13 protein-coding genes are annotated in these 12,439 nt (G+C 65.8%); 6 read left to right on the top strand and 7 right to left on the bottom strand.

What is annotated here, in order from left to right; all coding sequences use genetic code 11:
• Positions 1–96: 96 nt before the first annotated feature.
• The 3 genes from ntrC to dusB are packed head-to-tail and all read right to left on the bottom strand — an operon-like array spanning position 97 to position 3,598.
• Entirely contained in the window at positions 97–1,515 is a 1,419-nt protein-coding gene (gene ntrC, locus ACREB7_RS05320; protein ID WP_431591244.1) for a nitrogen regulation protein NR(I), read from the bottom strand.
• Complete coding sequence (locus tag ACREB7_RS05315; protein WP_431591243.1) at positions 1,512–2,603, bottom strand: two-component system sensor histidine kinase NtrB; 1,092 nt, start codon at positions 2,601–2,603, stop codon at positions 1,512–1,514. Before ACREB7_RS05315 ends, ntrC begins: the two co-directional genes overlap by 4 nt.
• Positions 2,600–3,598: a tRNA dihydrouridine synthase DusB gene (dusB, locus tag ACREB7_RS05310; protein WP_431591242.1), complete on the bottom strand. Its 999-nt coding sequence runs from the start codon at positions 3,596–3,598 to the stop codon at positions 2,600–2,602. Before dusB ends, ACREB7_RS05315 begins: the two co-directional genes overlap by 4 nt.
• A gap of 91 nt (positions 3,599–3,689) precedes the next feature.
• Between dusB and ACREB7_RS05305 the strand changes: the two genes are divergently transcribed.
• From ACREB7_RS05305 to ACREB7_RS05295, 3 genes are all read left to right on the top strand, one after another.
• Positions 3,690–4,874, top strand: coding sequence for a bifunctional 2-C-methyl-D-erythritol 4-phosphate cytidylyltransferase/2-C-methyl-D-erythritol 2,4-cyclodiphosphate synthase (locus ACREB7_RS05305; RefSeq protein WP_431591241.1), 1,185 nt, complete (start codon positions 3,690–3,692; stop codon positions 4,872–4,874).
• Between the two features lie 3 nt (positions 4,875–4,877).
• The gene (locus tag ACREB7_RS05300) at positions 4,878–5,432 is read left to right on the top strand and encodes a CinA family protein (protein WP_431591240.1); all 555 of its coding nucleotides are present in this window, start codon (positions 4,878–4,880) and stop codon (positions 5,430–5,432) included.
• Between the two features lie 85 nt (positions 5,433–5,517).
• Positions 5,518–6,333, top strand: coding sequence for an SMI1/KNR4 family protein (locus ACREB7_RS05295; protein WP_431591239.1), 816 nt, complete (start codon positions 5,518–5,520; stop codon positions 6,331–6,333).
• A gap of 1 nt (position 6,334) precedes the next feature.
• Here ACREB7_RS05295 and ACREB7_RS05290 read toward each other — a convergent pair whose 3' ends face one another.
• Positions 6,335–6,790: a type II toxin-antitoxin system RatA family toxin gene (locus ACREB7_RS05290; protein ID WP_431591238.1), complete on the bottom strand. Its 456-nt coding sequence runs from the start codon at positions 6,788–6,790 to the stop codon at positions 6,335–6,337.
• A gap of 8 nt (positions 6,791–6,798) precedes the next feature.
• Positions 6,799–7,764 (bottom strand): lipoyl synthase, encoded by a 966-nt coding sequence (gene lipA, locus ACREB7_RS05285; protein WP_431591237.1) that lies wholly within the window; start codon positions 7,762–7,764, stop codon positions 6,799–6,801.
• Positions 7,765–7,787: 23 nt separating this feature from the next.
• On the opposite strand from lipA, the gene ACREB7_RS05280 reads away from it, so the two are divergent.
• From ACREB7_RS05280 to ACREB7_RS05270, 3 genes are all read left to right on the top strand, one after another.
• On the top strand, positions 7,788–8,426 hold the full coding sequence (locus ACREB7_RS05280; RefSeq protein ID WP_431591236.1) for a carbonic anhydrase: 639 nt from the start codon (positions 7,788–7,790) through the stop codon (positions 8,424–8,426).
• A 13-nt stretch (positions 8,427–8,439) separates the two neighbouring features.
• Positions 8,440–9,015: a hypothetical protein gene (locus ACREB7_RS05275; protein WP_431591235.1), complete on the top strand. Its 576-nt coding sequence runs from the start codon at positions 8,440–8,442 to the stop codon at positions 9,013–9,015.
• Positions 9,016–9,149: 134 nt separating this feature from the next.
• Positions 9,150–9,854: a DUF899 family protein gene (locus ACREB7_RS05270; protein WP_431591234.1), complete on the top strand. Its 705-nt coding sequence runs from the start codon at positions 9,150–9,152 to the stop codon at positions 9,852–9,854.
• A gap of 379 nt (positions 9,855–10,233) precedes the next feature.
• Here ACREB7_RS05270 and ACREB7_RS05265 read toward each other — a convergent pair whose 3' ends face one another.
• Both ACREB7_RS05265 and ettA read right to left on the bottom strand, forming a co-directional pair.
• Entirely contained in the window at positions 10,234–10,665 is a 432-nt protein-coding gene (locus tag ACREB7_RS05265) for a PaaI family thioesterase (protein WP_431591233.1), read from the bottom strand.
• 17 nt (positions 10,666–10,682) lie between these two features.
• Positions 10,683–12,362, bottom strand: a complete 1,680-nt coding sequence (ettA, locus tag ACREB7_RS05260; protein WP_431591232.1) for an energy-dependent translational throttle protein EttA — start codon at positions 12,360–12,362, stop codon at positions 10,683–10,685.
• Positions 12,363–12,439 lie beyond the last annotated feature (77 nt).

Raw genomic sequence — 12,439 nt, 5'->3', positions numbered from 1 at the left:
GAGCGCTTCCCTTCAAGGTGTCTCGACTTCGCTCGACACGAACGGGATTCACATGCGGGATTTATAAGGCGGCTCTATCGCGTCCGCCGCCAATCCTCAAACCCGGGTCGGATCGATGTCGAGCTGTCCGAGCCGCTTGCGCAACGTGTTGCGGTTGATGCCAAGGCGGCGTGCCGCCTCCAGCTGATTGCCGCGCACGTCGCGCAGCACGCGCCGCAGCAGCGCGGCCTCGACGATCGCCTGCAGTCGCTCGTGGATCGTGCCGTCCTGCTCGGCGGCGGCCAGTTCTTCGCGCGCCCAGTCATCGACCGCACGGCGGATGGCGTCGGCGGGAGCGAGGATCGGATGGCCCTCCCCGCTTTCGTGCAGCACCGCCTCGACGTCGCGGACGGCGACGACGGTATCGCGCGACAGCACGGCAAGGCGCTGAACGACGTTGCCGAGTTCGCGGACGTTGCCCGGCCAGTCGTAGCGTTCGAGCATCTGCATCGCCGCCGGGGCGAATTGCCGGTCGGGCAGCCCCGACGCACGGCCCGCCTCGACGAAATGGCGGATCAGCGCCGCGATATCGCTGCGCCGGTCGCGCAGAGGCGGCAGCGTGACCGGGATGACGTTGAGCCGGTAGAACAGATCTTCGCGGAAGCGGCCATCGGCGACGAGGCTGCGCATGTCGCGGTGGGTGGCGGCGACGACGCGGACGTCGGCGCGCAGCGCCTGGCTGCCACCGACGGTCGAATATTCATTGCTCTGGAGGACGCGGAGCAGCCGCGTTTGCGCGTCGAGCGGCATGTCGCCGATCTCATCGAGGAAGAGCGTGCCGCCCGCCGCCTGCTCGAACCGCCCGGCGCTGCGGCTGTGGGCGCCGGTGAAGGCCCCCTTTTCATGGCCGAACAATTCGGCCTCGATCAATTCGCGCGGGATCGCCGCCATGTTGATCGCGACGAAGGGCCCGGCGCGGCGCAGGCCGGTCGCGTGAACCGCGCGGGCGACGACCTCCTTCCCAGTTCCCGATTCGCCCAGGATGAGAACCGCAAGATCGTTCGAGGCGAGGCGTGCGATGGTGCGATAGACCGCCTGCATCGCCGGGGCACGGCCGACGAGGCCGTGGCTGTCGGCGGATCCGGGCTCGGGCGCTGCAGCCGGTTCGGCGCGGCGGCGGCCCAGCGCGGCGCGGACGCTGGTGGTCAGGTCCTCCAGATCGAAAGGCTTGGGCAGATAATCATAGCTGCCGATTCCGGTCGCGCGTACCGCCGTGTCGAGCGTGTTCTGCGCCGAAAGCACGATCACCGGCACGTCGGGGTCGAGCCCGGCGCCCGGCAGGGAGTCGATGCCGTCGCCGTCGGGCAGCACGACATCGGTGATGACAAGGTCGGGCGTGTTCTCGGTGAGCCAGGCATTGCGTTCGGCGACGGTGGTGACCGCAGCGAAGACGCCGCATTCCTCGGCCAGCGTTTCGCGAATGATCAATGCGATCGTCGGATCGTCCTCGACGAGGAGGATCGTCTTGCCGTTCATGTCGCCTGGCCCTTTTGCGCGGCGGGAAGGTGGACGCGGAAGCGGGTCCAGTCGCCGTCGCGCATATGCTGGACGGTGCCGCCCATGTCGCGCGCGAGCTTGGCGACCAGCGCGAGGCCTAGGCCGCGCCCCTCGCGTTTGGTGGTGACGAAGGGGTCGAAGACATCCCCCCGGATTTCGGCGGGAACGCCCGGGCCATTGTCGCTCACCGCGACCTCGATCGGCAGCGCGATACGCCCACGGCCGTCGCCATTGTCGATCGAGAGGCCGTGGCGGTACGCCGTCGCGATGCGAACAGTGCCGTCATCCCGGCCGATCAGCGCTTCGCTGGCGTTGGTCAGAAGGTTGAGCAATATCTGGACCATGGCGTCATGGTTGCCGAGCACCAGCGGCAGCGACGGGTCGAAATCCTCGGCAAAGCGGATGCCGGCGAGCTGGCGCGCGCGCACCGCCTCCATCGCCTGATGGATCGGTTGATAGAGGTTCAGCGGGTCGCAGGCGATCGGCTGGCCCCGCGAAAAATGCTCCATCTGGTCGATCAGGGTCGCGATGCGATCGACCTCGGCGACGATCAGTGAGGTGAAGCGCTTCTTGCCCGCGTCGGCCCCGCGCTCCAGCAATTGCGCCGCGCCGCGGATGCCGGCGAGCGGATTCTTGATCTCGTGCGCGAGCATCGAGGCGGCGGCGCCCGCCGCCCGGCCCGAGCGGCCGATCGCGCCGCCCATCAATTCGGCTTCGCGCTGCGACGGGACAAGCGCGAGGATGCGGTGGCCGCTGTGTCCATAAGGGACCATCTGCATGTCGACCGCGATCGCCTTGCGCCCGCCGACCGAGATTTCGGCCGAATGGGCAAAGAGCGCCGAATAGGCCGGATCGCTCATCCGCTGCCTATAATTGCGATCCATCGCGATGACGTCATAGACGACATGGCCGACCAGCGACGCGCGGCTGACATTGCAGAGCTGTTCGGCGGCGGCGTTGACGAAGAGGATGACGCCGTTGCGGTCGATCAGCAAGGTCGCGACGGGGTGCGACTGGATCAGTTCGTCATGGTCGAAACTCGGGATGCTCGACGTCAGCGCGCTCACGCAGCGGCCCTGGTCAGATGCGGTCCGTAAAAGCCCTCCAGCGCGTCGAGCACACCCTTGCTGTCCGGAATCTGGTTGACCTTGTTCCGGAACTCGGCCGAGCCGTGGAGCCCCTTGACGTACCAGCCAAGGTGCTTGCGCGCCATATTGACCCCGGTCATTTCGCCATAATGGTCGATCATCGCGCGGTAGTGCGATGTAATGACGTCATATTGCTCGTCGAGACCGGGGTCGGGACGTTCGACCTCGCCGCGCAGCGCCGCCATCACCTGACCGAGCAGCCAGGGGCGGCCATAGGCGCCGCGGCCGATCATCACACCGTCGGCGCCGCTCTGCGCGAGCGCGCTACGCGCGTCGTCGGGCGAGCAGATGTCGCCGTTGACGATGACCGGGATCGACACGGCGTCCTTGACCGAGCGGACGAAGCCCCAATCGGCTTCGCCGCGGTACATCTGGTTGCGGGTGCGACCGTGGACGGTGACGAGCTTCGCGCCGAGATCTTCGGCGATATGCGCGAGTTCGGGGGCGTTGAGGCTGTCGTGGCACCAGCCCATGCGCATCTTGACCGTCACCGGCACCGACACCGCCTTGACGCAGCTATCGATCAGCGCGGCGGCGAGCTTCAGGTCGCGCATCAGCGCCGAGCCGGCATCGCCATTGGTCACCTTGCGCACCGGGCAGCCCATGTTGATGTCGATGATCGCGGCGCCGCGATCCTCGTTTAGCTTCGCCGCCTCCCCCATTTCATAAGGCGTGCAGCCGACGAGTTGCATCGACACCGGCTCCTCGACCGGATCCCAGGCGGCTTTCTGGACCGACTGGCGCGTCTCGCGGATCGCGGCCTGGCTGGCGATCATCTCGGTCACGTTGAGGCCGGAACCATAATAGCGGACGAGCTTGCGGAACGGCAGGTCGGTGACGCCGGTCATCGGCGCGAGGATCACCGGATCCGCGATGGTGATGGTGCCGATCTGGATGGGGCGCAGCGCCGCCATGGAAGAAAGCCTTCGATTGCCTAAAAATTAAGCAGCGCCCCTACACGTTAAGCGGCTTTCCCGCAAGCTGCGGCTGCGCTAACCGCGCGGGATGCGTGAGTCCGTCCCGTCCCCTGCCCCCCAGATCGTCGCCATCGTGCTGGCCGGCGGCCGCGGCGTGCGGGCGGGTTATGCCACGCCCAAGCAGGTGGTGATGCTCGGCGACAAGCCGGTCCTGCGTTGGAGCCTCGACGCCCTTGCCGGCCATGGGGCGATTTCGGGCGGCGTGCTGGTGGCGAATGATGACGTCATGGCGGCCGTGGGCGCCCTGCCCGAAGGCTGGATTTCCGAGCTTCCCGGCGAAGAACGGCAGGCGTCGGTGGCAAACGCCCTCGCGGCGCTGAGCGACCGGGCGGACGACGCGCTGGTCCTCGTCCATGACGCGGCGCGGCCCGGGGTGGACGATGCGGTGATCGCCCGGTTGCTGGCGGCGCTCGCCGCGGGGGCCGAAGCGGCGATCCCGACGCTGCCGGTTCCCGATACTTTGGTCGCGCAGACGGGCGGCGAAGCGGGCGATGTCGTCGATCGCGGCGCGCTGGCGCGGGTGCAGACACCGCAGGCCTTCCGTCTCGGGACGTTGCGCCGCGCCCATGCCGCCGCCACCGACGGCGTCGCGGCGACCGACGATGCGCAGCTCGTGCGGCGGCTCGGAGTGCCGGTGGTCGCGGTGGCGGGCGATGCGCGGCTCCACAAACTGACATATGGCGAGGATATGGCGATCCTGTCTGGATTGTTGGGGGTCGGAACGATGATGCGACATACGGTCGGCATGGGCTATGATGTGCACCGGCTCGTTGCCGCCAAACCCTTGTGGATCGGCGGGATCGAAATCCCGCATAGTCATGGACTTGAGGGGCATAGTGATGCCGATGTCGCGCTTCATGCGCTGACCGATGCGATCCTCGGCGCGCTCGGCGATGGCGATATCGGCGACCATTTCCCGCCGAGCGATCCGCAATGGCGCGGCGCCGCCTCCCACCTGTTCCTGTCCTTTGCCGCAGCCCGCGTCGCGGCGCAGGGCGGACGGATCGCGCATGTCGACCTGACGATCATCGCCGAAGCGCCGAAGATCGGGCCGCACCGCCAGGCGATCCGCGAACGGATCGCCGACATCCTTGCGGTTTCACCGCTGCGGGTTAGTGTGAAGGCGACAACGACCGAGCGGCTGGGCTTCACCGGCCGCCGCGAGGGGATCGCCGCGCAGGCCGTCGCGACCTTGCAATTACCGGAGAATTGAGCCGTGCCGTCCAAGAAACCCACGCGACAGAGCGCGCGCGATGCCGCCGCGACGTCGGTCCTCGCGGCCAACCGCGCCGCAGCGCGCAAGATCGCGGTTGCCGAAAGCTGCACCGGCGGCATGGTGTGCGCGGCGCTGACCGACATCGCGGGCAGTTCGGACGTCTTCTCGGCGGGGTTCATCACTTATTCGGGCGCGGCGAAACAGGCGCAGCTCGCCGTGAGCAGCGAAATTCTCGAGACGTTCGGCGAGGTGTCGCTGGCAACCGCCTGGGCGATGGTGACGGGGGCGCTGGCGAACAGCGACGCCGATGTCGCGGTGGCGATCACCGGCATCGCGGGCCCGGGCGGCGGGTCGGAGAAAAAGCCGGTGGGCCAGGTCGTCTTCGCGCGCGCGCTGCGCGGGCAGGACCCCGACGATTATTTCACCCAGCGGGTGCAGTTCGAAGGCGGCGACCGCGCGGGCATCCGCCATGCGGCGACCCTGTTCGCGCTCGACCTGCTTCAGCCCGAGAGGGACGCGCTGCGCCCGTCGGAGGATATTGCGCTGCCGGCGTGATGGCGAAGCCGACACGGCGCAGGGCTGGCCCGGGCGCGACGTCGCGCCTTGCCAAATGCGATGAAATCGGCCCAATCATGGCGCCATGAATCCACATCGCCGCACCCTGCTGATCGGTGGCTCGCTGATCGCGATGATCGCCCTCTATGGCGGCCTGAAGTCCTGCGCCTCGCCCGCGAACCGGTGGGGCAAGAAAGCAGGCCAACCGCCCCGAAAACCGGCTGGCGCGCCAAAGCCGCTGCGGGCGGAGGATATCGCGCCGGCGCTGGCTCGACTCGACACATGGTATGCGGCCCATCTTTCGCTCGATCGTTATGCCTTCAATCCGCCCGCGACGGACGACGCGCTGGACGCGCTCGCAAAGGTCCTCGGGGTCGAACTTCCGCCGTCCTACCGGCAATTATATCGCTGGCACGACGGCGAAAACGACGATCGGTCAGGTCATTTCTATGGCCTGCCCCTGCTGCCGCTCAAGGAGGTCGAGAATCAGTGGCGGGCGTGGAGCAAGGTCCTCGCCTATTTCAAAGGCGATCGTTACGCGGCCCCGGGCGGCGGCTGGCCGGCGGGAGCGGTCGACCCCGCCTATATCAATCCGCGCTGGATCCCGCTGACGCACGACGGATCGGGAAACCATATCGGCATCGACCTCGATCCCTGGCCGAAGGGGCGCGTCGGACAGGTCATCCTGTACGGCCGCGACGAAGATGTGAAGGTGGTGCTCGCCGACTCGCTCGGCGGGTTTCTCGGCTGGATCGCCGACCTGCTCGAGAGCGGGAATTACCGGCTGACGACTGGAGCCGGCGAACAACGGTTGCGCGATTTCGCGCTGCGCGATCCCCCGGTCGATCATTTTCACGACGGCGCGCGGAAGCTTCTGGGCGCGCCCGGCCTCTATATGTAGGTCAGGCGCGCGAGGGCGACGCGAGCGCGCCATATAGTTCGTCCGCCCGCGCCTCGAACGCCGCGATCATCTTGCGCAGCGCCTTGTCGAACATCTGGCCCGCTAGCGCCTCGAACATGCGGCTGCGGAACGCGAAATCGACCATGAAGTCGACGCGGCAGCCGCCCTCTTCACGAGCGGTGAAATGCCATTCGTTGGTGAGGTGGCGCATCGGGCCGTCGATATAGCTGACCGAGACCTTGTCCGGCCTTTCCTTGTGGACCCGGCACGAGAAGCTTTCGCGCAGCCCCTTGAAGCCGACGATCATGTCCGCGACCGCCTCCTGCTCGCTGTCGCTGCGGATACGCAGCGCGACGACCCAGGGCAGGAAGTCGGGATAATGTTCGATATCCGCGACCAGCGCGAACATCTGGTCCGCGCTGTACGGCAGGACGCGGCTTTCCTGATGCCTCGGCAAGTCGGGGATCAGTCCGTCGCGACGCGGGCGAGTTGCGCTTCCCGCGCCGCGCGCATGACCTCGAAATCGTCGCCCGCGTGATAGCTCGAGCGGGTCAGCGGCGACGCCGCGACCTGCAGGAAACCCTTGGCACGCGCGATTTGCGCATAGGCGTCGAACGCCTGCGGCGTCACGAAATCGATCACCTTGGCATGGCGCGGCGTCGGCTGGAGATATTGGCCCATCGTCATGAAGTCGATGTCGGCGCTGCGCATGTCGTCCATCACCTGGTGGACCTCCATCCGCTCCTCGCCGAGGCCCATCATGATCCCCGACTTGGTGAAGATCGACGGGTCGCGGCGCTTGACGCTTTCGAGCAGGCGCAGCGAGGCATAATAGCGCGCGCCGGGGCGGATCGTCGGATAGAGCCGCGGCACGGTTTCGAGATTATGGTTATAAACGTCGGGACGCGCATCGACGATCGCGGCGACCGCACTTTCGGGCTTGTTGCGGAAATCGGGGGTCAGGATCTCGATCGTCGTCGTCGGCGTTTCGCGGCGCAGCGCCTCGATCACCTTGACGAACTGGCTGGCGCCGCCGTCGGGCAAATCGTCGCGATCGACCGAGGTGATGACGATGTGGCTGAGGCCCATCTTCGCCGCGGCGATCGCGGTATGCTCGGGTTCGAACGGGTCAACCGCGCGCGGCATCCCGGTCTTGACGTTGCAGAAGGCGCAGGCGCGGGTGCAAGTGTCGCCGAGGATCATCACCGTCGCGTGCTTCTTGGTCCAGCATTCGCCGATGTTCGGACAGGCGGCTTCCTCGCACACTGTATTAAGGTTGAGCTCGCGCATCAGCTTGCGCGTCTCTGCATAGCCGGGGCTGGTCGGCGCCTTGACGCGGATCCAGTCAGGCTTGCGGGTGCGTTCGGACGGTTTCGGCAGCGGAGCGTTCATTCGGCCCACATAGGCGCGCACGTCGCTCTTCTCAACCATGCATCTTATGCTAAGGCGCGCGCATGACTCGCTTTGCAGATATGATCGATGGCTACCGGCGTTTCCGTAACGGCGGCTGGCGGGAACAGCGCGAACGCTGGGAGCAATTGGCCGAGGGGCAGTCCCCCAAGGTGATGGTGATCGCCTGCTCCGACAGCCGGTCCGAACCGTCGCAGATTTTCGACACCAATCCGGGCGAAATCTTCGTCGTGCGCAATGTCGCGGCGCTGGTGCCGCCGTTCGAGACGACGCCGGGCCGTCACGGCGTCTCGGCGGCGCTGGAGTTCGCGGTCCAGTTCCTGAAGGTCGAGGAAATCGTCGTCATGGGCCACGGCCTTTGCGGCGGCTGTCACGCCGCGCTCCACAAATCGATGGAGGGCGCCGAACCCGGGCGCGGCGGCTTCATCGCCGACTGGATCGCGATGCTCGACGATGCGAGCGCCGTGGTGCGCGCCGACTATCCCGATTTCGACAATCGCGACGCCGGGCGGGCGATGGAAATGGCAGCTGTGCGCGTGAGCATAGCCAATCTGCGCACTTTCCCCTGTATTCAGGAGAAGGAGAAGCGCGGAACGCTGAAATTGCGCGGCGCCTTTTTCGCGATCAGCGACGGGGTGCTGCATGTGATGGACGACGCGACGGGAGATTTTGCGCCCGCCTGACAGGGAGACGGACATGAGCAAGAATGCGATGTGGCTGACGATCATTTTCGTCGCCGCCATTGTCGGGGCGCTGCTGGGGCCGTCGCTCGGCAGCCTGGTCGGCGAAGGCACGATGCTCATTCTCGCTCCGCTGTTCCTGATCGGCGTCGTCATTTTCTGCATCTGGGCGCTGTCGAGCAACAAGAGCGGCAAGAAGGCCGATCCGGCGGCGCTCGCCGAGGCGCGGCGGATGGTGGCGCCCGAGGGAAAGGCGCGCATCTATATCACGCGCCGCGGCTTCGTCGCCGCGTTGCAGGGCATGAATGTCACGCTGGGCGGGGCGCAGGGGCAGATCAAGTCGGGCCAGATGCTGGTCGCCGATGTCGCGCCGGGCCAATATGTGATCCATGTCGCGACCGCCAAGGCCAAGCTCGCCAAGCCCGCCGAGATCATGGTCGATGTCGGCGCCGGTGGCGTCGTGGTTGTCGATGCGATGATCGAGATGGGGGCGCTGAAAGGCAGCGTGAAGCTGACCCGGCTCGACGCGGCGCAGGCGCGCGAGAATGTGTACGCGACCAAGCTGATCCTGTGGGAAGTGCCGCCGGCATAATTTTCGGGGCACGCGGCAACTCATCGCCGATATCGGGCGTTTCCCGGTCGAGGCGCCCCGCATCTGCGGGCAGCCGATTTTGCGCTTTTCCGGCAAAATGGCAAAGCCATGACAGTCGCAAACAGGGAGACAATATGGTCCTTCGCCAACATTTATTGGCCGCCCCGGCGCTCGCGTCGCGGCGGCGCCCCTTTCCCGGCGAAGACGATGATTATGCCAAGGCCCGCAAATCGCTGCTGGCCGAAGAGATCGATCTCCGCCGCAAGATGACGCGGATTGCCGAGCAGAGGCGCGCATTGCCACCCGGGCCGCTGATCACCGCCGATTACCGGTTCCGGGACGCCGATGGCGCCGACCTGTCGCTCGCCGACCTGTTCGGCGACCATGACACGCTGGTCGCCTATTATTGGATGTACGGCCCCGAGCGCGCACGCCCCTGCCCGATGTGCACCAACTGGCTGGGCGCGGTGAACGGCAACGCCAACGACATCAAGCAGCGCGTCGCGCTCAAGATTTTCGGCCGCAGCCCGGTCGAGCGGCAACAGGCGTTCGCGCAGGAGCGCGGCTGGCAGGCGCTCGATTTCGTACAGACCGTCGGCGACGATTATGCCCGCGACTATCATTTGCTGAACAAGGATGGATCGGAGAATCCGGCGCTGGTCGTCTACAAGCGCAACGGCAGCGGCATCCGGCTGTTCTGGAAGAGCGAGATGACCGCCGACATGGCCGACCCCGGCCAGGACCCGCGCGACGCGCCCGATATCGCAAGTTTGTGGAATGTGCTCGATCTGACGCCGGGTGGGCGCGGGACCGATTGGTATCCGGCGTTGGAATATTGAGCGCTTAAAGCCTCAAAAGCCCGGCATCGCGAGCTCCGGATTGTGGCCTTTGTGGCCTTAAGGCGACAAAGGATACGGTCGTGGACGTCCGGATTGTCTCCTTTGTCGCTTTAAGGAGAGGGTGCTGGCGCCTTACGAGGGAAAGAACAGAATAAGAACATATCGCAGCGAGGGATATTAGGAAAGCGAATTATTCGGGCTGGTGGGTTGACCGTTTTGGGGTGGGCAGCGGACGCCCATTTCGTCGTCATCCCGGGCTTGACCCGGGACCCGCCTTCTTTCTTTCGCCATCGGATCAAAGACAAGGCAGGCCCCGGGTCAAGCCCCGGGGTGACGGGAAACGAAACGTCGCGTTCCGCCCGATAGCGGGCGTTCCCGCTCACGGAATCGCGTAGGTCACCTGCGCCTGCCCGACCGGCTTGTCGGCATCGTCGGTCCAGATCCGCACGTCCATCACCGCCAGCCGCCTCCCCAGCCGCAGCAAATAGGCGTCGGCGAAGAGCGGGCCCGGGCGGCAGGGGCGCAGGAACTGGTAGTTGAGCGCGCTCGTCACCGCCATCGCGACGGGGCCGATATGCGCGAGCACGAGCGCATAGGCGGCCATGTCGGCAAAGCCCATCTGGGTCGGGCCCGAAATCAGCCCGCCGGGACGCAGCGCCTTGTCATTCGGATCCAGCCGCGCCTGGATATGGCCGGGCGCGGCGGACACGACATGACCGCGCGACCCCGGCGCCGACTGGGGAAAGGCCTCCGCCATGAAGGCGTTGAGCGCGTCGGCGTCCAGCCGGATCGCGTTCGATGAAATAGGCACGCCCTCCCCCATGCCGGTCAGCGCGTCAGCTTCTTGTACGACGTGGCGTGCGGGCGGGTCGCGTCGTCGCCGAGGCGGCGGATCTTGTCTTCCTCATAGGATTCGAAATTGCCCTCGAACCATTCGACATGGCTGTCGCCCTCGAAGGCCAGGATGTGGGTCGCGAGGCGATCGAGGAAGAAGCGGTCGTGGCTGATGACCACGGCGCAGCCGGCGAAGTTCTCGAGCGCTTCTTCGAGCGCGGCGAGGGTTTCGGTGTCGAGATCGTTGGTCGGTTCGTCGAGCAGCAGGACGTTGCCGCCCTGTTTGAGCATCTTGGCCATATGGACGCGGTTGCGTTCGCCGCCCGAGAGCTGGCCGACCTTTTTCTGCTGGTCGACGCCCTTGAAATTGAAGGCGCCGACATAGGCGCGCGTCTGCATCTCGTGCTTGCCGATGTTCATCATTTCGGCGCCGCCCGAGATTTCCTGCCAGACATTATTGTCGGGCTTGAGGTCGTCGCGGCTCTGGTCGACGAAGCCGAGGCGGACGGTGTCGCCGATCGTCACCTTGCCATTGTCGGGAGTTTCCTGCCCCGTGATCAGCTTGAACAACGTCGACTTGCCCGCGCCGTTCGGGCCGATCACGCCAACGATGCCGCCGGGGGGAAGCGAGAAGGACAGGTCTTCGAACAGCAGCTTGTCACCATAGGCCTTGGAGATGCCTTCGACCTCGATCACCTTGCCGCCGAGGCGTTCGGGGACCTGGATGACGATCTGCGCCTTGCCGGGGATGCGCTTTTCCTGCGCCTCGACCAGCTGATCGAAGCTTTTGATACGCGCCTTCGATTTGGCCTGGCGGGCTTTCGGCGACTGGCGGATCCATTCGAGTTCATCCTTGATCGCCTTCTGGCGACCGGCGTCCTCGCGCGATTCCTGTTCGAGGCGCTTGCCCTTCTTTTCGAGATAGGTCGAATAATTGCCCTCATAGACAAAATAGCGGCCGCGATCGAGTTCGAGAATCCAGTTCACGACATTGTCGAGGAAATAGCGGTCGTGGGTGACGAGGATGACGTTGCCCGGATAGTCGACCAGATGTTTTTCGAGCCAGGCGACGCTTTCGGCGTCCAAATGGTTGGTCGGTTCGTCGAGCAGCAGGATCGAGGGCTTTTCGAGCAGCAGGCGGGTGAGCGCGATGCGGCGCTTTTCACCGCCCGACAGATTTTCGACGCTCCAGTCGCCAGGCGGGCAGCGGAGCGCTTCCATCGCGATTTCGAGCTGGTTGTCGAGCGTCCAGCCGTCGACCGCGTCGATCTTTTCCTGGAGCGTGCCCATTTCCTCCATCAGCGCGTCGAAATCGGCGTCGGCGGGCGGATCGGCCATCAGCGTGCTGATCTCGTTGAAGCGGTCCATCATGTCGGCGACGCCGCGGACGCCGTCCATGACATTCTGTTTGACGGTCTTGGTAGGGTCGAGCTCGGGTTCCTGCGCCAGATAGCCGACGCTGATATTCTCGCCCGGCCAGGCTTCGCCCGAAAATTCGGTGTCCATGCCGGCCATGATCTTCATCAGGGTCGATTTACCCGTGCCGTTCGGCCCGACGATGCCGATCTTGGCATCGGGGTAGAATTGCAGGCTGAGATTGTTGAGTGTCGGCTTTTGCGCGCCGGGATAGGTCTTGGTCAGACCCTTCATCACGAAACTATATTGGGCGGCCATGGGATATGCTCCGGTCTTGGCTGGGCCGCGCGCGGGCGGCCGGGAGAGATGTTGCGCGCCGGTTAGCGAATGGGCGG

The sequence above is a fragment of the Sphingopyxis sp. genome (assembly GCF_050725615.1).
Classification (GTDB): domain Bacteria; phylum Pseudomonadota; class Alphaproteobacteria; order Sphingomonadales; family Sphingomonadaceae; genus Sphingopyxis.
This window is presented reverse-complemented; position numbering and strand designations above follow the sequence as displayed.